The 22,852-nt window shown below is 71.9% G+C and carries 19 protein-coding genes; 12 read left to right on the top strand and 7 right to left on the bottom strand.

Annotated elements, in window-relative coordinates; genetic code table 11:
* Positions 1-28 precede the first annotated feature (28 nt).
* The 4 genes from lgt (at position 29) to ACLHRZ_RS27375 (ending at position 8,205) form a co-directional block, all read left to right on the top strand.
* A complete protein-coding gene (lgt, locus tag ACLHRZ_RS27360) occupies positions 29-910 on the top strand; it encodes a prolipoprotein diacylglyceryl transferase (protein WP_490421202.1) in 882 nt (293 codons plus the stop codon).
* Positions 911-1,104: 194 nt separating this feature from the next.
* Complete coding sequence (locus ACLHRZ_RS27365; RefSeq protein WP_490421203.1) at positions 1,105-1,836, top strand: VIT1/CCC1 transporter family protein; 732 nt, start codon at positions 1,105-1,107, stop codon at positions 1,834-1,836.
* Between the two features lie 278 nt (positions 1,837-2,114).
* A complete protein-coding gene (gltB, locus tag ACLHRZ_RS27370) occupies positions 2,115-6,683 on the top strand; it encodes a glutamate synthase large subunit (RefSeq protein ID WP_490421204.1) in 4,569 nt (1,522 codons plus the stop codon).
* A complete protein-coding gene (locus ACLHRZ_RS27375) occupies positions 6,676-8,205 on the top strand; it encodes a glutamate synthase subunit beta (RefSeq protein WP_490421205.1) in 1,530 nt (509 codons plus the stop codon). The genes gltB and ACLHRZ_RS27375 overlap by 8 nt, the downstream gene beginning before the upstream one ends.
* A gap of 63 nt (positions 8,206-8,268) precedes the next feature.
* On the opposite strand, the gene ACLHRZ_RS27380 is transcribed toward ACLHRZ_RS27375, so the two are convergent.
* From ACLHRZ_RS27380 to ACLHRZ_RS27395, 4 genes are read right to left on the bottom strand one after another with little or no spacing between them, the layout of a single operon-like run.
* Positions 8,269-8,943: a calcium-binding protein gene (locus tag ACLHRZ_RS27380; protein WP_490421206.1), complete on the bottom strand. Its 675-nt coding sequence runs from the start codon at positions 8,941-8,943 to the stop codon at positions 8,269-8,271.
* Entirely contained in the window at positions 8,940-10,139 is a 1,200-nt protein-coding gene (gene wecB, locus ACLHRZ_RS27385; RefSeq protein ID WP_490421207.1) for a non-hydrolyzing UDP-N-acetylglucosamine 2-epimerase, read from the bottom strand. Before wecB ends, ACLHRZ_RS27380 begins: the two co-directional genes overlap by 4 nt.
* A 51-nt stretch (positions 10,140-10,190) precedes the next feature.
* Positions 10,191-11,444, bottom strand: a complete 1,254-nt coding sequence (locus ACLHRZ_RS27390) for a glycosyltransferase (protein WP_490421208.1) — start codon at positions 11,442-11,444, stop codon at positions 10,191-10,193.
* Positions 11,444-11,605, bottom strand: a complete 162-nt coding sequence (locus ACLHRZ_RS27395) for a hypothetical protein (protein ID WP_490421209.1) — start codon at positions 11,603-11,605, stop codon at positions 11,444-11,446. The genes ACLHRZ_RS27390 and ACLHRZ_RS27395 overlap by 1 nt, the downstream gene beginning before the upstream one ends.
* 380 nt (positions 11,606-11,985) lie before the next feature.
* Here ACLHRZ_RS27395 and ACLHRZ_RS27400 point away from each other — a divergent pair, with 380 nt between their 5' ends.
* Together ACLHRZ_RS27400 and ACLHRZ_RS27405 are read left to right on the top strand one after the other, a co-directional pair.
* Entirely contained in the window at positions 11,986-13,911 is a 1,926-nt protein-coding gene (locus ACLHRZ_RS27400; RefSeq protein ID WP_490421210.1) for a DUF2334 domain-containing protein, read from the top strand.
* The gene (locus tag ACLHRZ_RS27405; RefSeq protein WP_490421211.1) at positions 13,908-14,969 is read left to right on the top strand and encodes a glycoside hydrolase family 113; all 1,062 of its coding nucleotides are present in this window, start codon (positions 13,908-13,910) and stop codon (positions 14,967-14,969) included. The genes ACLHRZ_RS27400 and ACLHRZ_RS27405 overlap by 4 nt, the downstream gene beginning before the upstream one ends.
* Positions 14,970-14,985: 16 nt before the next feature.
* Here ACLHRZ_RS27405 and ACLHRZ_RS27410 read toward each other — a convergent pair whose 3' ends face one another.
* On the bottom strand, positions 14,986-15,852 hold the full coding sequence (locus ACLHRZ_RS27410; RefSeq protein ID WP_490421212.1) for a hypothetical protein: 867 nt from the start codon (positions 15,850-15,852) through the stop codon (positions 14,986-14,988).
* Between the two features lie 257 nt (positions 15,853-16,109).
* On the opposite strand from ACLHRZ_RS27410, the gene ACLHRZ_RS27415 reads away from it, so the two are divergent.
* The 4 genes from ACLHRZ_RS27415 to ACLHRZ_RS27430 all read left to right on the top strand — a co-directional run bounded on the left by ACLHRZ_RS27415 (position 16,110) and on the right by ACLHRZ_RS27430 (position 19,513).
* Positions 16,110-16,757: a hypothetical protein gene (locus ACLHRZ_RS27415; RefSeq protein ID WP_490421213.1), complete on the top strand. Its 648-nt coding sequence runs from the start codon at positions 16,110-16,112 to the stop codon at positions 16,755-16,757.
* A gap of 134 nt (positions 16,758-16,891) precedes the next feature.
* Positions 16,892-17,563 carry a response regulator gene (locus ACLHRZ_RS27420; RefSeq protein WP_490421214.1) on the top strand — a complete coding sequence of 224 codons (672 nt, stop codon included), beginning with the start codon at positions 16,892-16,894 and terminating at the stop codon, positions 17,561-17,563.
* Positions 17,560-18,717, top strand: coding sequence for a sensor histidine kinase (locus ACLHRZ_RS27425; protein WP_490421215.1), 1,158 nt, complete (start codon positions 17,560-17,562; stop codon positions 18,715-18,717). Before ACLHRZ_RS27420 ends, ACLHRZ_RS27425 begins: the two co-directional genes overlap by 4 nt.
* A gap of 100 nt (positions 18,718-18,817) precedes the next feature.
* Positions 18,818-19,513: an MBL fold metallo-hydrolase gene (locus tag ACLHRZ_RS27430; protein WP_490421216.1), complete on the top strand. Its 696-nt coding sequence runs from the start codon at positions 18,818-18,820 to the stop codon at positions 19,511-19,513.
* Here the strand turns inward: ACLHRZ_RS27430 and ACLHRZ_RS27435 are convergent.
* Both ACLHRZ_RS27435 and ACLHRZ_RS27440 read right to left on the bottom strand, forming a co-directional pair.
* A complete protein-coding gene (locus ACLHRZ_RS27435; RefSeq protein WP_490421217.1) occupies positions 19,506-20,624 on the bottom strand; it encodes a DUF1648 domain-containing protein in 1,119 nt (372 codons plus the stop codon). The two genes, ACLHRZ_RS27430 and ACLHRZ_RS27435, sit on opposite strands and share 8 nt — an antisense overlap.
* On the bottom strand, positions 20,621-21,058 hold the full coding sequence (locus ACLHRZ_RS27440; RefSeq protein ID WP_490421218.1) for a GntR family transcriptional regulator: 438 nt from the start codon (positions 21,056-21,058) through the stop codon (positions 20,621-20,623). The genes ACLHRZ_RS27435 and ACLHRZ_RS27440 overlap by 4 nt, the downstream gene beginning before the upstream one ends.
* A 123-nt stretch (positions 21,059-21,181) precedes the next feature.
* Between ACLHRZ_RS27440 and ACLHRZ_RS27445 the strand changes: the two genes are divergently transcribed.
* Positions 21,182-22,060, top strand: a complete 879-nt coding sequence (locus ACLHRZ_RS27445; protein WP_490421219.1) for an ABC transporter ATP-binding protein — start codon at positions 21,182-21,184, stop codon at positions 22,058-22,060.
* Positions 22,057-22,851: a hypothetical protein gene (locus tag ACLHRZ_RS27450; protein WP_490421220.1), complete on the top strand. Its 795-nt coding sequence runs from the start codon at positions 22,057-22,059 to the stop codon at positions 22,849-22,851. Before ACLHRZ_RS27445 ends, ACLHRZ_RS27450 begins: the two co-directional genes overlap by 4 nt.
* Position 22,852: the final 1 nt, after the last annotated feature.

Consider the following 22,852-nt stretch of genomic DNA (forward strand, 5'->3'; position numbering starts at 1 on the left):
CGCCGCACAAGGTAGTTTCGTAGCTGTCATGGAACTCGCATACATTCCCAGCCCCTCGACCGGCGTGGTCCATCTCGGGCCGATCCCGCTGCGCGGCTATGCCTTCTGCATCATCATCGGCGTCTTCGTCGCGGTCTGGCTCGGCAACCGGCGCTGGATCGCGCGCGGTGGGCGGGCCGGGACCGTGGCCGACATCGCCGTGTGGGCGGTGCCCTTCGGTCTCGTCGGCGGCCGGCTCTATCACGTGATCACCGACTACGAGCTGTACTTCAGCCCCGGCCGGAACTGGGTCGACGCCTTCAAGATCTGGGAGGGCGGACTCGGCATCTGGGGCGCCGTCGCGCTCGGCGCGGTCGGCGCCTGGATCGGCTGCCGCCGCCGCGGCATCCCGCTGCCCGCCTACGCGGACGCCATCGCGCCGGGCATCGTCGTCGCCCAGGCCATCGGGCGCTGGGGCAACTGGTTCAACCAGGAGCTCTACGGCCGGCCGACGGACCTGCCGTGGGCGCTGAAGATCGACGCCAACCCCGCGATCGGGCGCGTGGCGGGCACGTACCACCCGACGTTCCTGTACGAGTCGCTGTGGTGCCTCGGCGTCGCCGCGCTCGTCATCTGGGCCGACCGCCGCTTCACGCTCGGGCACGGGCGGGCCTTCGCGGTCTACGTCGCCGCGTACACCGTCGGCCGGTTCTGGATCGAGTACCTGCGTGTGGACGATGCGCACCACGTGCTGGGCCTGCGGCTCAACGACTGGACGTCGATCCTGGTCTTCCTCGCGGCCGTCGCCTACATCGTCGTCTCGCTGAAGCGGTCGCCCGGGCGCGAGCCCGTCGTGGAGCCCGCCGCCCTCGACGAGGGCAACGGGGCCTCCGGGGGTGCCGAGCCGGAGACCGCGGACAAGAAGTCCTGACGCACGCACGCTCCGCATGTGCCGCCTGTGGCCGGCCCGGTTCCCCCGGGTCGGCCACAGGCGTTTCCGGACGTAAACCCCCAGGTCAGGCAGGCCTTCCTTGCTAGCGGATCACCGCGCCCGTGCGTACCTTCGACTCATGAGAGGGGTGGGCGTACGGGCCTGTGCCCCGTGGAAGGGAGCCCCCGAAGATCATGGCCGTCCTCGACACCGCTGCTGCCACGCACATAGCGCACCGCGACAACCACACCCATCGTGACGTCAACGGCGGCTGGCTGCGGCCCGCCGTGTTCGGGGCGATGGACGGGCTGGTCTCCAACGTCTCGCTGATGAGCGGTGTCGCGGGCGGCACCGCCTCCTCCAGCGCCATCGTGATCGCCGGGCTGGCGGGCCTCGCCGCCGGTGCGTTCTCCATGGCCGCCGGCGAGTACACCTCCGTCGCCTCGCAGCGCGAACTCGTCCTCGCCGAGCTGGACATCGAGCGCGGCGAGCTGCGCAAGCACCCCGCCGACGAGCTGGAGGAGCTCGCCGCGCTCTACGAGTCGCGGGGCGTCGAGCCGAAGCTGGCCCGCGAGGTCGCCCGGCAGCTCTCGCGCGACCCCGAGCAGGCGCTGGAGATCCACGCCCGGGAGGAGCTCGGCATCGACCCCTCCGACCTTCCCTCGCCGCTGGTGGCCGCCGCCTCGTCGTTCGGCTCCTTCGCCCTCGGTGCGCTGCTGCCGCTGCTGCCGTACCTGCTGGGCGCCACGCAGCTGTGGCCGGCGATCCTGCTGGCGCTGCTGGGGCTCTTCGGCTGCGGGGCCGTGGTGGCCCGGGTGACGGCGCGGTCCTGGTGGTTCAGCGGGCTGCGGCAGCTGGTGCTGGGCGGTGCCGCGGCGGGTGTGACGTATCTGCTGGGTCTTGCCTTCGGTACGGCCGTGGGGTAATTCTTATGCGGGCGACCGCATAATGTGCACGTTACGTCGCGGTTTCAAGCCCTCCGCATCCGGGCACAATCCCGGAACGCAGCGGGCAGTGCCGCCCGCGTCGCGTTGCGTCCGGCGTCTCCGGGTCCAAGCTCTTCGGTCCACATCGTGGACCACGCCTTCCGCTTTTCGAGAAGCGGGTCATCCTGTAATCTGCACGAAATTTTCTCGCAGAGGGCCAGCGTCGTCCCTCGGCACATGCACACGTCATGACTGCCAAGACGACGACGGGAGCGCCGATGCGACACGCATCCCACCCCGCCCAGCAGGGGTTGTACGACCCGCGCAATGAGCACGACGCCTGTGGCGTGGGCTTTGTCGCGACTCTCACCGGCGAGGCGAGCCACGCCCTCGTGGATCAGGCGCTCACCGTCCTGCGCAACCTGGAGCACCGCGGCGCCACCGGCTCCGAGCCCGATTCGGGGGACGGCGCCGGCATCCTCGTCCAGATCCCGGACGCGTTCCTGCGCGAGGCCGTCGACTTCGACCTGCCGGAGCAGGGCGCGTACGCCGTCGGCATCGCGTTCCTCGGCTCCGGGGACGACGCCCCGCGCATCGAGACGATCGCCGCCGAGGAGGGGCTCACCGTCCTCGGCTGGCGTTCCGTCCCCGTCGCCCCCGAGCTGCTGGGCAGCTCGGCCCGGGCCACGATGCCCGAGTTCCGGCAGCTTTTCGTTTCGGACAAGCACAGCGTTTCGGACAAGCACAGCGTTGCAGACGGCGAGAGCACCGGGATCGCCCTGGACCGCAAGGCGTTCGTGCTGCGCAAGCGCGCCGAGCGCGAGGCCGGGGTCTACTTCCCCTCGCTCTCCGCCCGCACCCTCGTCTACAAGGGCATGCTGACCACCGGCCAGTTGGAGCCCTTCTTCCCGGACCTCTCCGACCGCCGCTTCGCCACGGCCATCGCCCTGGTCCACTCCCGCTTCTCCACGAACACCTTCCCGAGCTGGCCGCTCGCCCACCCGTACCGCTTCGTGGCGCACAACGGCGAGATCAACACCGTGGGCGGCAACCGCAATTGGATGCGGGCGCGCGAATCCCAGCTGGCCAGCGACCTGTTCGGGGACGGGCCGCTGGAGCGCACCTTCCCGGTCTGCACCCCCGACGCCTCCGACTCCGCCTCCTTCGACGAGGTGCTGGAGCTGCTGCACCTCGGCGGGCGTTCGCTGCCGCACAGCGTGCTGATGATGATCCCCGAGGCCTGGGAGAACCACGCCTCCATGGACCCGGCCCGGCGCGCCTTCTACCAGTACCACTCCACGCTGATGGAGCCCTGGGACGGCCCGGCCTGTGTCACCTTCACCGACGGCACCCTCGTCGGCGCCGTTCTCGACCGCAACGGCCTGCGCCCCGGCCGGTACTGGGTCACCGACGACGGCCTGGTCGTGCTCTCCTCCGAGGTCGGCGTCCTGGACCTCGACCCCGCCAAGGTCGTCCGCAAGGGACGGCTGCAGCCCGGCCGGATGTTCCTCGTCGACACCGCGGAGCACCGCATCATCGAGGACGACGAGATCAAGGCCTCCCTCGCGGCCGAACAGCCCTACCGGGAGTGGCTGGAGGCCGGGCTGATCGACCTCGGCGAGCTGCCCGAGCGCGAGCACATCGTGCACACCCACGCCTCGGTCACCCGCCGCCAGCAGACCTTCGGCTACACCGAGGAGGAGCTGCGCGTCATCCTCGCGCCGATGGCCAAGTCCGGTGCGGAGCCGATCGGTTCGATGGGCACGGACTCGCCCATCGCCGCGCTCTCGGAGCGCCCGCGGCTGCTCTTCGACTACTTCACCCAGCTCTTCGCGCAGGTCACCAACCCGCCGCTGGACGCCATCCGCGAGGAGCTCGTCACCTCGCTGGTCTCCTCGCTGGGTCCGCAGGGCAACCTCCTGGAGCCGACCGCGGCCTCCTGCCGCAGCGTCACCCTGCCCTTCCCGGTGATCGACAACGACGAGCTGGCCAAGCTCATCCACATCAACGCCGACGGGGACCTGCCGGGTCTGAAGGCCGTCACCCTCTCCGGCCTGTACCGGGTGAGCGGCGGCGGTGAGGCGCTGGCCGCCCGGCTGGCGGAGATGTGCGCCGAGGCCGACGCGGCCATCGCCGCCGGCGCCCGGCTGATCGTCCTGTCCGACCGGCACTCCGACGCCGAGCACGCGCCGGTCCCCTCGCTGCTGCTCACCTCCGCCATCCACCACCACCTCATCCGCACCAGGCAGCGCACCCAGGTGGGCCTGCTGGTGGAGGCGGGCGACGTGCGCGAGGTGCACCACGTCGCGCTGCTCATCGGCTACGGGGCCGCGGCCGTCAACCCGTACCTGGCCATGGAGTCCGTCGAGGACCTGGTTCGTGCAGGGACGTTCCTGCCGGACGCCGACCCCGAGACCGCCATCCGCAACCTGATCAAGGCCCTCGGCAAGGGCGTGCTCAAGGTGATGTCCAAGATGGGCATCTCCACCGTCGCCTCCTACCGCGGCGCCCAGGTCTTCGAAGCCGTCGGCCTCGACGAGGCCTTCGTCGACACCTACTTCCACGGCACCACCACCAAGATCGGCGGCGCCGGCCTGGACGTCGTCGCGAAGGAGGTCGCCGCCCGGCACGCCAAGGCCTACCCGGCCACCGGCATCCCGGCCAGCCACCGCCGGCTGGAGATCGGCGGCGAGTACCAGTGGCGCCGCGAGGGCGAGCCGCACCTCTTCGACCCGGACACCGTCTTCCGGCTCCAGCACTCCACCCGGTCCCGCCGCTACGACATCTTCAAGCAGTACACGCAGCGCGTGAACGAGCAGTCCGAGCGGCTGATGACCCTGCGCGGGCTGTTCTCCTTCGCGAGCGGCCGCGATCCCGTGCCGCTGGACGAGGTCGAGTCCGTGGCCGCCATCGTCAAGCGCTTCTCCACCGGCGCGATGTCCTACGGCTCCATCTCCCAGGAGGCCCACGAGACCCTCGCCATCGCGATGAACCGGCTGGGCGCCAAGTCCAACACCGGTGAGGGCGGCGAGGATCCCGAGCGCCTCTACGACCCCGCGCGCCGCTCCAGCATCAAGCAGGTCGCCTCCGGCCGCTTCGGCGTCACCAGCGAGTACCTGGTCAACTCCGACGACATCCAGATCAAGATGGCCCAGGGCGCCAAGCCCGGCGAGGGCGGCCAGCTGCCCGGCCACAAGGTCTACCCGTGGGTCGCGAAGACCCGGCACTCGACGCCCGGCGTCGGGCTGATCTCGCCGCCCCCGCACCACGACATCTACTCCATCGAGGACCTCGCCCAGCTCATCCACGACCTCAAGAACGCCAACCCCGCGGCCCGCATCCACGTGAAGCTGGTCTCCGAGGTCGGCGTCGGCACGGTCGCCGCGGGCGTCTCCAAGGCGCACGCCGACGTGGTCCTCGTCTCCGGCCACGACGGCGGCACCGGCGCCTCGCCGCTGACCTCCCTCAAGCACGCGGGCGGCCCCTGGGAGCTGGGCCTCGCCGAGACCCAGCAGACGCTGCTGCTCAACGGGCTGCGCGACCGCATCGTCGTGCAGACCGACGGTCAGCTCAAGACCGGCCGCGACGTGGTGATCGCCGCGCTGCTCGGCGCCGAGGAGTTCGGCTTCGCCACGGCCCCGCTGGTCGTCTCCGGCTGCGTCATGATGCGCGTCTGCCACCTGGACACCTGCCCCGTCGGCATCGCCACCCAGAACCCGGTGCTGCGCGAGCGGTTCAGCGGCAAGGCCGAATTCGTCGTCAACTTCTTCGAGTTCATCGCGGAGGAGGTCCGCGAGCTCCTCGCCGAGCTGGGCTTCCGCACCCTGGAGGAGGCCGTCGGCCACGCCGAACTCCTCGACGTCACCCGCGCCGTGGGCCACTGGAAGGCCCAGGGCCTGGACCTGCAGCCGCTGCTGCACGTGCCGGACCTGCCCGAGGGCGCCGTCCGCCACTGCATCACCGAGCAGGACCACGGCCTGGCCAAGGCGCTCGACAACCAGCTGATCAAGCTCTCCGCCGACGCCCTCAACGCGGTGGGCGCCGAGGCGGCCCGGCCCGTCCGCGCCCAGGTGCCCATCCGCAACATCAACCGCACCGTCGGCACCATGCTCGGCCACGAGGTCACCAAGAAGTACGGCGGCGAGGGCCTGCCGGACGACACCATCGACATCACCTTCACCGGCTCCGCGGGCCAGTCCTTCGGCGCCTTCCTGCCGCGCGGCGTCACGCTGCGCCTGGAGGGCGACGCCAACGACTACGTCGGCAAGGGCCTCTCCGGCGGCCGCGTCGTCGTCCGTCCCGACCGCGGCGCCGAGCACCTCGCCGAGTACTCCACCATCGCGGGCAACACCCTCGCCTACGGCGCCACCGGCGGCGAGATGTTCCTGCGCGGCAGCGTCGGCGAGCGGTTCTGCGTCCGCAACTCCGGCGCCACCGTGGTCTCCGAGGGCGTCGGCGACCACGGCTGCGAGTACATGACCGGCGGCCGGGCCGTCGTCCTCGGGCCCACCGGCCGCAACTTCGCGGCCGGCATGTCCGGCGGCATCGCCTACGTCCTCGACCTCGCCCCCGACAACGTCAACAAGGAACTCGCCGCCGCCGTCGGCCCCCTCGACGACGCCGACCGGGCGTGGCTGCACGACGTCGTGCGCCGCCACCAGGAGGAGACCGGCTCGACCGTCGCGGCCGCCCTCCTCGCCGGCTGGGACACGGCCGTGACCCGCTTCGGCAGGGTCGTGCCGGCCACCTACCAGGCAGTGCTCGCCGCCAAGGACGCCGCCGAGCGAGCAGGTCTCTCCGAGACCGAGACCCACGAGAAGATGATGGAGGCGGCGACCCATGGCTGACCCGAAGGGCTTTCTGACCACCGACCGCGCCGTCGCCCGCACCCGCCCCGTCGAGGAGCGCGTCCGGGACTGGAACGAGGTGTACGTCCCCGGCTCCCTGCTGCCCGTCATCAGCAAGCAGGCCGGCCGCTGCATGGACTGCGGCATCCCGTTCTGCCACAACGGCTGTCCGCTGGGGAACCTCATCCCGGAGTGGAACGACTACGCCTACCGCGAGGACTGGCGCGCCGCCGCCGAACGGCTGCACGCGACCAACAACTTCCCCGAGTTCACCGGTCGGCTGTGCCCCGCACCCTGCGAGTCCGCCTGTGTGCTCGGCATCAACCAGCCGCCCGTCACCATCAAGAACGTCGAAGTCACCATCATCGACAAGGCATGGGAGGCCGGCGGCGTCACCCCGCAGCCGCCCGAGCGGCTCTCCGGCAAGACCGTCGCCGTCATCGGCTCCGGCCCGGCCGGCCTGGCCGCCGCCCAGCAGCTCACCCGGGCAGGCCACACGGTCGCCGTCTACGAGCGCGCCGACCGCATCGGCGGCCTGCTGCGCTACGGCATCCCCGAGTTCAAGATGGAGAAGCGCCACATCAACCGCCGCATCGAGCAGATGCGGGCGGAGGGCACCAAGTTCCGCACCGAGGTGGAGATCGGCCGCGACATCGGCGCCGCCGAACTGCGCCGCCGCTACGACGCCGTGGTGATCGCCGCGGGCGCCACCACCTCCCGCGACCTGCCGGTGCCCGGGCGCGAGCTCAAGGGCGTCCACTTCGCCATGGAGTACCTGCCCGTCTCCAACAAGGTGCAGGAGGGCGACTACGTCGCCCCGACGATCACCGCCGAGGGCAAGCACGTCGTCGTCATCGGCGGCGGCGACACCGGCGCCGACTGCGTCGGCACCGCCCACCGGCAAGGGGCCGCCTCCGTCACGCAGTTGGAGATCATGCCGCGGCCCGGCGACGAGCGGAACGCCGGCCAGCCGTGGCCGACCTTCCCCATGCTCTACAAGGTCACCTCGGCCCATGAGGAGACCACGGTGCTGGCCCGCCTCCGCGGTGGGGCCGACCCCGTGGAGGGACCCTCCTCGCCGAAGGCGGGCGAGGAGGGACGGATCTACTCCGTCTCCACCACGCACTTCGAAGGCGATGAGGACGGCAACGTCCAGTGGCTGCACCTGATCGAGGTGGAGTTCAAGGACGGCAAGCTGGAGCAGAAGCCGGGCACCGAGCGGCGCATCCCGGCCCAACTGGTCACCCTCGCGATGGGGTTCACCGGCACCGACCGGAAGAACGGGCTCGTCGAGCAGTTCGGCCTGGAGCTGGACGCACGCGGCAACATCGCCCGCGACGTCGAATTCGCCACCAACGTCCCCGGCGTCTTCGTCGCCGGCGACGCCGGGCGCGGCCAGTCGCTCATCGTGTGGGCCATCGCCGAGGGCCGCTCCGCCGCCCGCGGCGTGGACCGCTTCCTCGCCGGGAGCAGCACCCTGCCCGCGCCCATCAGGCCGACGGACCGGGCCCTGAGCGTCTGACCCGGCCCGCCGCACGCGGTGCCCGCCCCGTCCCCGACCGGAGGGGCGGGCGCCGCACCGGGCTCACTCCTCGCCCGGTGCGTGCGCCGACAGCGAGCCGAACACCACCCGGGCGTCCTCGGTGTAGACCCCGACGCTGCCGTGCAGGTACGGGCGTTCCTGGTCGCGGTAGGCGACCAGCCCCTTCCCGTCCACGCTCACCTCCATCAGCGGCCCGCGCTGCGCGATCCGCACGTCCGAGGTGCGGCCGACGGGGAAGCTCTCCGACCCCGTCGCCAGGAAGCGCTGCCCGCCCGGATAGGCGGGGTCGCGCTTGCCCAGCTCCCAGCCGTTGGGCTTGAGGGTGATGTAGTAGAAGTGCTCCGGGTCGGTGTACGCCCAGAGCAGCCACGGCACTTCCCACGGGTTGGGCCTGGGCGTGCGCAGCTGGGCGATCGTGCGCATCGTGGCCCGGTAGTCCACGTCGCCGTACTGCTGCGTCGAGACGATCAGGCCCGCGTGGGTCACCCCGGGCTGCTTGGCCGGCTCGGGGGAGAGGACCAGCCCGTCGTGCCGACCGATGTTCTCGCCGTGGCCGTCGAAGACCGACCGCCACGGGCCGTGGACCGATCCCTCGGCCCACGGCCGCTCCGGTGCCCCGCCGCCGGCGCCCCACAGTCCGTACGCCCCCAGGGCGAGCCCCACGACGGCGGCGACGGCGAGCAGGGCGCGAACGTACCGGCGGGGAACTCTCGTCATGCGGTCGAGTATGGCCCCGTCCCGTCCGCGTGCGGGGCGGCCAGCGCGTCCGGCGCGGGGGCCGCGTCCGCGTCCGCGCCGAAGTCCTCGGCCAGCTGGGCGATGATGCGTTCGGTGGCGCGCCCGTCACCGAAGGGGTTGCCGGCCGTCGCCATCCGCTCGTAGGCCGCGGCGTCGTCCAGCAGGTGCACGGCCGCGGCCAGGACGGCCTCCGGATCGGTGCCCACCAGCCGTGCGGCGCCCGCCTCGACGGCCTCGGGCCGCTCGGTGGTCGTGCGCAGCACCAGCGCGGGCTTGCCGAGGCTGGGCGCCTCCTCCTGGATTCCGCCCGAATCGGTGAGCACCAGGTCGCAGGCGGCCAGGGTGGCGGAGAAGTCGAGGTAGCCCAGCGGCTCCACGACGTGGATGTCCGGGTGCCCGCTCAGCTCGGGCAGCAGGGCGTCCCGCACGGCCGGGCTCTTGTGGAGCGGCAGCACGATCTCCACGTCGCCCCGGTCGGCCAGGCGGCGCAGCGCCCTGCCCATCTCCCGCATCTTGTGGCCCTGGTTCTCGCGCCGGTGCAGGGTGAGCAGCACGCGCCGCAGGCCGCTGTCGCTGCGGAAGACGCTGCGGCCGACGCCCTCTTCGAGCACCCACAGCAGGTTGTCGATGACGGTGTTGCCGGTGGTGAACACCTCGCTGGCCGGCACACCCTCGTCCGTCAGGTGCCGTGCGGCGCGCGGGGTGGGGGCGAAGTGCCAGCGGGCGATGCGGCCTATGAGGCGGCGGTTGAGTTCCTCGGGGAACGGGTTGTCGGGCACCCCGGTGCGCAGCCCGGCCTCGACGTGGGCGACGGGGATGTGCTCGTAGAAGGCGGCGAGTGCGCCGGTGAGGGCGCTGGTGGTGTCGCCCTGGACGACGACCACGTCGGGGCGTTCGGCGCGGACGACCTCGCCGAGCCCCTCCACCAGGCGAGCGGTCAGCTGGGAGAGTTTCTGCCGCTCGCGCATGACGTCGAGCTCCACGCAGGCCTCGACCTGCAGGAGTTCGAGCATCTGGTGCAGCATCTCGCGGTGCTGCCCGGTGGTGACGACGAGGGGTTCGAACAGCGGGGAGGCGGCCATCGCCCGGACGACGGGGGCGAGTTTGATGGCCTCGGGGCGGGTGCCCAGCACGAGCATGGCGCGAACGGGTGCGGTGATGATGTCCTCGGACATGGTGCTCCCTGGAAAGGAGGTGCTGCGGGTGGAGGAGTGACCGGAGGCCGGTCAGGTGCGCGCGGTCTTGAGCCAGGTCTGCTTGCCCGTCAGCATCCGCCACAGGCCCCACCATCCGGCGGCGAACCAGATGTAGCCGTAGAGGACGAAGGCGTGCGACAGCAGGACGGCGCGGCCCAGCCCGACTTCGCGTTCGCGGCGGGAGTACACCCAGCCGTAGGCGTACGCGGCGGTGAAGGAGAGCAGGTACGGGCCGATGATCCACATCGGGGACACCAGCAGGTGCCCGGCTTCCACGGAGCCGACGACGGCGCCGGCGGTGGCGACGACGAAGGACAGCGGCAGCAGTGAGGTGAGCAGGATCAGCACCGGGCTGGAGAGGTGGTAGAGCAGGTCCACCGCGGCCCGGCCGGGGATCTCGCGCAGGATCATCGGCACCAGGTTCGCCGACTGCAGATGACCCTGGAACCAGCGGGAGCGCTGCCGTACCAGGCGTTTGACGTCGAGCACGGCCTGCTGGGAGACCGCGGCGGTGGTGCAGTGCTGGTTGGTCCAGCCGCGGGCGATCAGCCGCACCCCGAGGTCGAGGTCCTCGGTGAGGGAGTCGCTCCAGGGGCCCCGGCCGTGTCCCGCGGAGAGGGTGTCGAGCGCGGCCAGCCGCATGAACTGGCCGTTGCCACCCATCCCGACGCTGCCGATGTAGCGCCGGGCGCTCTGGAAGATGTCGCCGTAGATGACGAACTCCATGTCCTGGAGCCGGGCGAGCAGTCCCTTGTGGCGGTTGTACATCCGCACGCCGACCTGGGTGGCGCCGGTGCGCGGGTCGTCGAAGTAGGGGTCGACGGCCTGGATGACGTGCTGGTCGAGCCGGCCGTCGGCGTCCACGACGCAGACGATGACGTCGCGCGGGTCGTAGCCGTCGAGGATGCCGGACTGGCGGAGGTGCCGGATGCCGTTGTTGAGGGCGGCGCCCTTGCCCTTGCGGGCATTGGGCAGTTGCCGTTGCAGCAGGTGGACCCGCTGGGGGTCGGCGGCGCGGGCTATCTCGGCCGTGCGGTCGTCGGAGGCGTCGTCGATGACGAGGGCCAGGAAGTTCCCGGCGGGCAGTGCGGTGATGCGGGACAGGCTCTCCGCGAGGACCTTCTCCTCGTTCAGACAGGCGAGGAGGAAGACGTAGATCCGCTGGGTGCGCGGGGACCGTGCGTGCCGGATACGGCGCCGGGAGAGGACGAACATGCCGGTGTTGTACGCACCGGCCATCACGATGAGGGCGATGCTCGCCCCGAGCATGACTTCGGTGATCATCAATGCTCACCGGCATTCCGCATCAGAAACCATATCTTTACCGAAAGAATGGCTATTGCGGTGGTGCAGTAGAGCAGAAAGCCTGCCCCGGCGAGTTCCTGCAGGGCCCGGGCAAAGGGCAGGCCCGGGAGCACCTCCGGGGCCGCCGTCAGTCCGGCCAAAGGCAGGACTGTCCCCAGGGCTGGTTTTCCGTACATGGGTTCCCCCCCATTTTCCGCCCCGTGTGGGGCGATGGCTCGGAAGGTATCAGACGGAACTGAAGTTTCGATGTGAATGATGGGAGTTGTTGGATCGGAACACCAAGTTCTGCCTGTCAACCGGTTGTTGGGGCAGGTCGGGGCGGTGATGTTACGGGTGTGACCTCTGGTCTGCACCAACTCCCCGACGGTAATTGCCTATTCCGGTCCGTACCTGCCCGTTGACACGGGTCCCGGGCGCCACAACAATCGGCCACCTGCCGGGACCACTGTGCCTTCGGCGATCTGCCGTCGGGGGCGGATCCGGTCCGGGTAAAGCCTGTTCAATCAGGGGGGAACGAAAAATGAAAAACCTGAGGAGGAGACCACGGGTATTCCTGGTCTCGCTCGTCGCGTTGGTGGCCGCCGCACTCTTCGGCGGCTTCGTGCTATCCGGCGGCGCGCAGGCGTCGATAGCCGGGCCGGGCGGGAAGAAGCCCGGAGCAGCGCACGCACTCAAGGGCGTCGGCCCTGCCGGACTTTCCGCCACCGGCGCCAAGGACCTCAAGGCCTGGGCCGCCGATCAGCTGAAGACCGATGGGCAGCGGCGCAACCACGCCCTCGTCGTCCGGGCCGCGGCCCCGGCGAAGGGGGCCGCAAAGAAGACGGCAGCGGTCAAGCCGGCGGCGGCCGAGCCGACAGCCGCCAAGTCCGCGACCGCCACGGCGAAGACCGCGACCGTCAAGTCCCTGGCGGCGGCCGCCGCTCCCGGCACCTCGGCGCTCGTCCTCTACGACACCACGGGCCCGTACGGCAGCCTGGGTGAGCTCTACGCCATGGCCCTCGCCAACCTCTCCGGCCACTTCGGCACCGTGACCTCCAAGCCCGTCTCCGCCTACACGGCCGGGATGGTCGAGCAGTACACCGCCACCGTCTATGTCGGCTCGACGTACTACGGCGGTTCCATCCCGGACGCGATTCCCGCGGCCTTCTACCAGGACGCCATGTCCACCTCCAAGCCGGTCACCTGGATCGGCGACAACATCTGGAACATGGCGGACACCCAGGGGATCCCGGCCTTCGAGCAGAAGTACGGCTGGGACCCCACCACCTCGTACTTCGAGGTCAACGGGTCCGTCGGCAACGTCAACCAGGTCTCCTACAAGGGCCAGACGCTCACCCGCACCATCCCGGCCGGCTTCGACGGCGGCATCCTGCACCCGGCGATCCTCAGCGGCGCGAACTACCCGCAGGTCACCCAGCTCGCGCAGGCCACCGACGCCAACTCCGGTGCCACCAGCCCCTGGGCGATCCGTTCGGGCAACCTCACCTATGTGACGGAGATCCCCTTCGCCTACGTCTCCGAGTCCGACCGCGTCATCGCCATGGAGGACCTCCTCTTCGACGCGCTCGCCCCGGCCACCACCGAGCGGCACCGGGCGTTCGTCCGGCTCGAGGACATCAGCCCCAACTCGGACCCGGCGCAGCTGCGCACCATGGCCGACTACCTGTACTCGCAGAAGATCCCCTACGGGATCGTCGTCATCCCCGAGTACACCGACCCCAAGGGCGTCTACAACAACGGGGTGCCGCAGACGATCACCCTGGCCCAGGCCCCGCAGGTGGTCTCCGCGCTGCAGTACATGCTGCAGCACGGCGCGGTCCTGATCAATCACGGCTTCACCCACCAGTACAGCAACGTCAACAACCCCTACAGCGGCGTCACGGGCGACGACTTCGAGTTCTTCCGCGCCCACGTCGACGCGAACAACAACGTCGTCTACGATGGCCCGCCGGCCGAGGACTCCACGGTCTGGGCACAGTCCCGGGTCACCTCCGCGCTGGGCCTGTTCGCCGCGGCAGGGCTGCCCCGGCCCGCTCTGTGGACCACTCCGCACTACGCCGCCTCGGCCGCCGACTACCAGGTCTTCGGCCAGAACTACACGGCGCGGCTGGAGCGTTCGCTGTACTTCGCCGGAACGCTGAGCGGAGGCCGGGTGAACGCCTCCCAGTACATCGGCCAGTTCTTCCCGTACGCGGTGAAGGACGTCTACGGTACGACCGTGCTCCCCGAGAACCTCGGCAACTACGAGCCGGTGCCCTACAACAACCACCCGGCCCGGCTGCCCGCCGACCTGATCGCGGCGGCCAAGGCCAACCTGGCGGTGCGTGACGGCGTGGCGAGCTTCTTCTACCACCCGTACTACGACCTGGCGCCGCTGCAGCAGACGGTCGAGGGCATCAAGGCCCTCGGTTACACCTTCGTCGGCCCCATGGACCTGGCCCAGTGAAGGCGGTGAAGAGGGCGGCCGCCGTGCTGTCGGTGCTGGCCGCCCTCTTCGTCGCGGGCTGCTCGTCCGACTCCTCCGACGACGGACCGTCGTCCGGCCACAGCAGCAGCCGCCCCGACGACAGGAAGGGGAACGGGATGCGCGGCATGACGCTCCCGTCGTGGAACACCGGCGACTACAGCAGTCCCGAAGCCGGCACGTACCTCAAGCAGATCGCCTCCACCGGTGCCCGCTGGGTGGTCTTCACCCCCACCTGGTACCAGGACAAGGTCACCGACTCGGCGATCCGCACCACCGAGGAGACCGCCGACGACAAGAGTCTGCGGCACATCATCGGCCTCGCCCACTCCGCCGGGCTCAAGACCATGATCAAGCCGCACATCGACCTGGTGAAGGGCGGCGACCGCGCCGAGATCAGGCCGCGCGACCCGGACGCGTGGTTCGGCGCGTACGAGCGCTGCATCACCCACTACGCCGACCTGGCCACCGCCACCGGCGTCGAACAGTTCTCGGTCGGCACCGAGTTGGCGGGCACCTCGCAGGACGGCGACCACTGGGGCGAGGTCGTCGCGGCCGTCCGCAGGCACTACAAGGGCCCGCTCACCTACGCGGCCAACTACGACGAGTACAAGAAGATCCCCTTCTGGCGGGACCTCGACGTCATCGGCATCGACGCGTACTGGCCGCTGGGCGACAAGGCCACCACGGACACGGCGCGGCTGCGCCAGGCGTGGCAGCCGATCGCCGACGAACTCGCGGCGTTCTCGGCGAAGCAGGGCCGCAGGATCCTCTTCACGGAGGCGGGTTACGTCAGCCAGAAGGGCTCGACCACGGAACCGTTCTCCTGGACCGTCAGCAAGCGGAACGGCGACGCCGAACAGGCCGCCGCCTACGAGGCGTTGCTGGCGACGTTCGACGGCAAGCCGTGGTGGGCCGGGGTGTGCTGGTGGATGTGGGACGACTGGCCGGATGCGGGGGAGACGGCGAAGCGCTTCGCCTACACGCCGCACGGGAAGCCGGCGGAGAAGGTGTTGCGGCACTGGTGGGGGAGGGGGTGACCGGTGCGCGGCACTGTCACGTCTCGCACTCCAGCACCGACCCGCACAGCCCGCACCGCGCCCGCACGCGCCCCGCGACCGGTACCCGGATCCGCTGGTGGCACGTCGGGCACGGGAACGTGACCCGCACCGGGTCGCGCCCCTCGAAGGCGTAGCCCGCGTGCGCCGTGCCCGCGCGCCGGTCGCGCGTGTAGCGGTGCCGCCCCCACCGCCCCGCGGCGGCGAGCGGCGGCTGCCGTTCGTCCTCGCGCGCCCGCGCGGCCCCGGCCGTGTACGCCTCGTACGCCTGCGGGCTGGTGAACCACGGCGCCGGGTCCTCCCCGAACGCCTGCGCCCGCTTGGCGAGCACGTAGCCGAACTCCTCCGGTGTGAGATAGCCCAGCTTCTGCGTGGAGACCGACGACTCGCGGTACGCGTCCAGCAGCAGCCACCCGGCCCCGAGGTAGGCGGACGCCGTGTCCGTGAGGATCTCGTTGTCGCGGGTGCCCGCGAACTCCAGGCCGAGCCGGTGCAGATAGACGTGCATCACCTCGTGCGCGAGCGCCGCGCCGATGTCCCGGCGGTGGGTCTTGAAGCGGGGGTTGAGCTCGATGAAGTACTCGGGACCGGCGGCCAGTTCGATGCTGCCCGCGTGCCGCATCTCCTTGAAGCTGACGATCATCCGCGCGTCGGGCAGCCGCAGGTGCCGCACCATGACGCCCGCGACGCGCTGGACGCCCAGATAGGGGTCCTCGTCGTCGGAGAAGGACACTTCGAAGGGCAGCACGCTCGCGTCGAAGGTGCGCACGGTATCCGGGGAGAGCCGTTTGTACAGCGCGGTGATGGCCGACCGCACGGTCTCCAGGTGCGGGAAACCGTGCTGGATCTCGATGTCCGTCCCCACGCGTGACCACCCCCGTGCATCGCGCCCGCCCCACCGCTGCCCTTCCACTTTACGGGCCCGGGCTACCCGGACGGCCCAGCCGCCGCAACCCCGCCCGGGTAACCCGTCCGCGCGACCTCGGGATGACCCGGACGAGCACGGATCATCCTTTCGGCCGAGCCGGGAATGGTCGGACAGTCGAGGTGTGCGGAGGGTAAAGGTCCGTAACGTAGGGGGGTACCAGCCGTCCTCGACGCACCTGAAGGAAAGGCACCCCCGTGTCCGTGAAGTCCCGCATCGCCGCCGCCGCGGTCATCGGCGCGGCCGCTGCCGCCCTGGCCGGGCCGGCGGCCACGGCCTCCGCGGCGGACAAGGACACCCGCCACGGCCACCCGGCCACCGTCCACCAGGTGCAGCTCCCCGACGGCAGCCGGGCCCGGCTGCACACCGGCGGCGACGGCACGAGCGTGACCGTCACCTCCGCCGGCCGCCCGGCCCGCACCCTCGACGCCACCCGCCCCTCGGCCGACCTCGACCGGCTCCACCTGCGGATCATCGGCGGCGACTCCGCGCGCCCCACGCTGCGCGCCCAGCTCGACGGGGCCCGCGAGACGAACTACTACGACTTCGCCTCCGGCTCCCTGCGCCACACCCCGGACCACGCGGCCGGCACCGGACACCACGCGCACCAGCCCGCCGCGCACCGCCACAGCCGGCACCACGAGCTGTCCGCCAACCCCGTCAAGCGCGTCGTCGACGCGGGCGAGGTCATCAAGGGCCGGCAGCACGACATCGGCAGGCCCGCCCTCGCGGGCGGCGCCGCACTCCTCGCCCTCGGCGGCGGGGCCTACGGCGTCCGGCGCCTCGTGGTGCGCCGCAACCGGGCCCGGCAGACGCAGGCCGACGGCGGGCAGCAGGACGCGTGACGGCCCCCTGACCCCCGCCGCACGGCCGCGGCGCACTGCGGTTGCGGCCCGCGGACACCCCCGGTGACATGACAGGACACGGCCCGGCACGGCGCGGGACCGTACACGACCCAGGACGCAGGGACGAGGACAGCATGGCGATCACGGTGGTCATCGCGGACGACCAGGAGATGGTCCGTACCGGCTTCCGGATGATCCTGGAGAGCCAGCCCGACATCGAGGTCGTGGCCGACGTCGTGGACGGCGAGGCGGCCCTGGAGGCCGTCGAGCGGTACCGGCCCGACGTGCTGCTCCTCGACATCCGGATGCCCAAGCTCGACGGCCTGGAGGTCACCCGCCGGCTCTCCGCCTCCTCCGATCCCGACCGCACCCAGCGCCCCCGGATCGTCATCGTCACCACCTTCGACCTGGACGAGTACGTGCACACCGCACTGCGCAACGGCGCCTCCGGCTTCCTGCTCAAGGACGCCAGCCCCGCGATGCTCGTCGAGGCCGTCCACGCCGCCGCCGTCGGCGACTCCCTCATCTCGCCCGCGATCACCGTTCGGCTGCTGCGCGACATGGCCCCCGCCGGCTCGCCGAGCACCGCCCGGCAGCCCTCCGAGCCGCTCACCGACCGCGAGGCCGACGTCGTGCGCTGCCTGGCGCGCGGCGCGACGAACGCCGAGATCGCCGCCGAACTGTTCGTCTCCCTGTCCACGGTCAAGACCCACCTGGCCAACGTGCAGATGAAGCTCGACGCCCGGAACCGGGTCGAGATCGCCGCCTGGGCCTGGGAGAGCGGACTGGCCTCGGGCGGAACGTGACCAGATGGGCCGGGTGGGCGGCCCGGCACCCCCGGCGGGCCGCCCTGGCCAAGGCCGCCTTCGGCCTCTTCCTGCTCGGCATCGTCGCCTTCGAGGGCGCCGTCCTGGCCCGGCAGCCCAGCGCGCCGCACGCCATGGTGCTCGCCGCCGGCGTGGCCGTCTGCCTGTGCGCCGTGCCCTACGGCTGGATCCCGCTGGAGGTGCGGGCCTCCGTCGCCGTCTCCGTCTCGCTCACCACCTCCGCCGTCCTGATGACCGGCACCCACCCGGGCATCGTCTGGGGCGCGGGCGAGGACATCGCCCTGCTCGTCCTGCTGACCGCCGTCGTCCAGCGCTGCGCCGTCCGCGTCGCCGCGGTCCTCGGGCCGCTGCTCGCGCTCGCCGCAGTCGCCGCGCCCATGCGCGACCTCAACCCGGCCCGGTTCACGGTGGTGTTCGGCACCCTGACCGCCGTCGTCGGCGGCTATTCGCTGCTGCTGCGCGGCCAGGCCGCGCAGCGCCTGCGCGACATGGCGGCCGTGCGGACCGCCGAACGCCTGGAGCTCGCGCGGGAACTGCACGACCTCGTCGCGCACCACGTCACCGGCATCGCCGTCCAGGCCCAGGCCGCCCGCTTCACCTCCCTCGACGGCGACGCCGCCGCCCGGGCGTTCGAGCGCATCGAGACCTCCGCGAGCGAGGCGCTCAGCGCGATGCGCCGCCTGGTGGGCGTGCTGCGCGAGGGCGAGGCCGAGACCGAGCCCGTCGCGGGCCTGCCCGAGGTCCGCGAACTGGCCGACTCGTTCACCCGCACCGGCCCGCCCGTCGCCCTCTACATCGAACAGGGCATGGAGACCTGGCTCCCCGCGGAGGTCGCCGCGGGCGTGCACCGCATCGTCCGCGAGGCCCTGACCAACATCCGCAAGCACGCCGCCGACGCCACTGCCGTGCGCATCGGGGTGCGGGGGGTCGCGGAGGGGGTGGAGCTGCGCGTCGCCGACGACGGCAAGCATGCGGCGCCGCTCTCGGAGCAGGCGCTGGGCGGGGGGTTCGGGCTGATCGGGCTGGCCGAGCGCGCCAAGGCGATGGGCGGCCGACTGGGCGCGGGGCCGGCGCCGGAGGGGGGCTGGCAGGTGACGGCCGTCTTTCCGGTCGACCGGAGTTTGCGGGGGTGAGCACGTGCGGGTCGGCTGTGCTGCACTATGCGGCTCCGCCGCGTGGGCGCGACCAGCCCACGACGGCCCGCAGTTGAACGACGACGCATAACGTCACCCCATGGACATCACCCCCGTCACCGACCGCATCACCATGCTCCGATTCCCCGTGGGCCAGGCCTACGCCCTGGCCCTTCCCGACGGCGGCCGAGCCCTGGTCGACGCCGGCCTGCCCGGGTACGCCGACGAGATCCTCGGCGCCCTCGGCGCCCTGGGCGGCGAGCTGCGCGACATCGTGCTGACCCACGCCCACGTCGACCACACCGGCTCCGCCGCCGACCTCGTCGCCGCCACCGGCGCCCGCGTGCTGGCCGGTGCCGCGGACGCGGCCGTCGTCCGCGGCGACGCGCCCGGGCCCGCGGCCGTCCTGCAGGACTGGGAGGTACCGGTGTTCGAGGCCGTGCAGGCGAGCCACCCGATCCCGCACGCGGCCCCGCCCTGCCCCGTCGACGTGGAACTCGTCGACGGCGACACCCTCGACTGGGGCGAGGAGGTCCGCGTCGTCCACGTCCCGGGCCACACACCGGGCAGCATCGCCCTGCATCTGCCGTCCTCCGGCGTGCTGTTCACCGGTGACACCATCGCCAACGTCCAGCAGCTGATGCCCGGTGTCTTCAACGTCGACCACGAGCAGATGCTCGCGTCCTTCCGGCGGCAGGCCGCACTCGGCGTGGAGACCGCGTGCTTCGGGCACGGGGACCCGATCGTCGGAGGAGCGGGGGCGGCGCTGCAGGAGGTCGCCCGCCGGCTCAGTTGACCAGCAGCACGGCCGCCAGCACCCCGACCAGGATCAGGATCATCACCAACCGGCCCCCGCGGCTGCCGAAGTTGAGGGTCCAGCCGATGCCGAAGCGCTTGGGCACGAAGACCGAGGGGTCGTCACGGTTGACGTAGAGGACGCCCGCCTTCCAGTAACGGTCGTCGTCCCGGTTCGACACCGCCGCCCGGTCCGGGCCGCCGGGGCCGTCGACCGTGAGCCGGCTGCCCTGCGCCCCGGTGCGCACCGCGATGAACACGACGACCACGGCGCCGAGCAGCACGGGCAGGCCGGTCAGCGCGGCGTCCTGCGCGGTGGAGTGGCCGAGCAGCCCCCACATCGTCAGCGCCGTGCCCAGCAGGGACAGGTTCACGAAGGCCGCCAGGACGAGCAGTCCGCGCGCGGTCCAGCGGACGAAGCCGCGGTGCTGGGCGGCGGAGGCCCGCGGATGCTCGGCGTCGAGGGACTGGCGGCTGCGCAGGGCGACGACGGCGGAGCCGGCCAGCAGCGCCCCGACGGCGGCCTGGAGCAGCACCGGGGTGAACGCGGTGAGGACGGTGGTGGCGGCCCGTCCGTCGGCCCGTCCGCTGCCGTCCCAGTGCGTGACCAGGGTCGCCGGCAGGTCCGGGTAGCGCACCGCGCCGAGCACGGCCGTGCCGGCGGTGACCGCGGCGGCGGGGAGGGCCCAGGCCCAGGGGTAGCGCTCGGGGTCGGTCCGCAGGGCGGTGTCGACGGCGATGCCCTGCGGCACCCGGTCGAACCAGCCGTGCTCCGCCTTGGCGGCGGCGACCGTGCGGTGCGCGCGGTAGTAGACGGCCCAGCACAGGGCGATCGCGGCGGTGACGGCGCAGGGCGGGACGACGGCGAGGGCGAGGGCCGAGCGCCCCGCGAGCAGAGTGCCGGCGGTGGCCGCGGCGGCGGTCGCGAGCCCGCCGAGCAGGACCTGCGCGCGGTAGCGCCGGACGGCCGCGGCGATGACCGGCTCGCCGGCCCGGTCGCCGGGTATCCGTACCCCGAACGGCAGGGTGGGCTGCGCGAGCGCGGGCGTGGCCCAGGCCATCCCGGTGAGCAGCAGCAGCGCGGCGACCTGGACGAGGACCAGCGCGGTCATGCGGTGCCTTGCCTTTCCCCCGCGCCGGGCGGGCCGGGCTCCCCGGCCGCACCGGCCGCGAAGTCCTCCAGCAGCCCGGTGCACAGGGCGGTGATCTCTTCGGTGGTCAGTCCCTGCGCCCTGGCCTCGGCCAGGAGCGTGTGCGCCCTGGACCGCCAGTCGTCGGTGAAACCGGGCTGCGGCGGGCCGGTGTTGTGGTCCCGGGCGACGACCGCGCCGTGCTTGCGGGTCAGTTGCAGCAGGCCTTCCTGGCGCAGCTGGTCGTAGGCCTTGTTGACCGTATGGAAGTTGACGCCGCAATCCGCTGCCAGGGCACGGGTGGACGGCAGCGAGGATCCGGCGGGCAGGGTGCCGGACGCGATCCCCTCGACGACCCGGTCGCGGATCTGCTGGTAGATCGGCACCTCGCTGCTGAGCGCGAGTGGGATGAGCATCCCCGCCTCCAGGTCTGATCTGTTCCAGGAAACATAGAACACCCGATTGGTGCGGTCCAGTTGGGGGTGGACGCGCGTGTGTAGCTGTTCTATGTTTCATATAACAGCTAGCAAGGAGGCGGAATGGCTTCGCTCGCACTGGAGGGAGTGCGCGCCGGCTACCGGGGGCGACCGGCCCTCGGTCCGGTCGACGTCGCTCTCTCCACGGGCGTCTACGCACTGCTCGGCCGGAACGGGGCGGGCAAGACGACCCTGATGCGGGCCATGGCCGGCATCCTCGCCCCGCTCTCCGGCCGGGTCCTGGTCGGCGGCGCCGACCTCGCCGCCCGCCCCGAGGCGAAGGACGGGGTGGCCTACCTGGGCCACCGGGCCGCGGTCTCCACGGACCTGACGGTCCGCCGCAACCTGGAGTTCTGGGCCGCGCTGCACTGCGCCGACCCGGCGGTGCGCGCCGAGCGGCTGGCCACGGCGCGCGAGACCTTCGACCTCGACCCGCTGTGGGAGCGCCGCGCCGGCCGGCTGAGCCGGGGTCAGCTGCAGCGGGTGGACCTGGCCCGGGCGACCCTGGGCGACCCGTCGGTGCTGCTGCTGGACGAGCCGCTGACCGGGCTGGACCCGGTCACCTCCGCCCAGGTGCGCGACCTCATCCGCACCTGGTCCCGGACCCGCACGGTGCTGTACTCCACGCACAACCTGCCCGAGGCGCTCAGCATCGCCTCGGAGGTCCTGGTCCTCAAGGACGGCGCACTGTCCGTCCGCAACGACCTGCTCGCCGCCGACGCCGACGCCTACGCGGTGCACTGCGAGGGGGCCTGGCCCGAGGACGTCGCCCCGTCCGTCCCGCTGGAGGAAGGGCGCGTCCGCATCGACGTCCCGGAGGGCACGACGATCGGCGCCCTCGTCGCCGCGGCCGTGGCGGCGGGTGTCACCGTCCTCGCCATCGACCGGATCTCCGTCGACGCGGACGCGGTCCTGCGCGGAATCCTGGAGGAGCACCGATGAACTCCCGCCGCCTGACCCGCGCTCTCGCCGCCCGCGCCTGGGCGCAGCAGGGCCGCCAGGCCCTCGCCGTCCCGGCCGCCGTGGCCGTGGCGATCGTCCTGCTGCTGCTCGTGCTGCCCCGGGTGTTCCCCGGTGCGGTGCACGGTTCCGTGCCCCTGCCGACGTCGGGGGCCGTGCGCATCGGCGACGGCCACGGCAGCACCGCCGACGCGGCGATGGCCACGGCCCTGCTCGCCGCGCCCGAACTCCTCGCCATCGGCGCCGCGTTGATCAGCCTGTCCGTCAGCCGCTCCATCCTGGGGCCGGACGTCTCCGGGGGAGTGGTCGAGGGGCTGCTGGCCACCTCCCTGCGGCCCGGCACGATCTTCTTCGGCTACGTCTCGGCGACGTTCGCGTTCTCCCTCCTCGCCTGGGCCGTGCTGGCCGGCGTCTACCTGGGGCTGGCGACCGCGGTCGTCACCGCCGGGGGGAGCGTGGTCCACATGACGGGCGAGTACGTCGCGACCGTGCTGCTCATCCCGCTGGGGTCGATGCTGTGGGCGGCCGCGCTGATCGCCTTCGTCGCCTTCGTGCACCCCTCCTGGCTGAAGGTCACGGCCGGGCTCAACGGCGGGCCCGTCCGGCTGGCGGGCGTCCTGCCCGCCCTGGTCGCCGTGGTCTTCACGACCGTCAAGCCGGGCGCCTACCGCGTCTTCGCCTGGTCGTACGTCGGCGGATGCCTCTGCGCCGCCCTGCTCCTGGTGGCAGCCCTGGCCGCCCTCTTCAACAGCGAACGGCTCCTCGACTCGTAGG

This window comes from Streptomyces sp. AM25, from assembly GCF_058146165.1.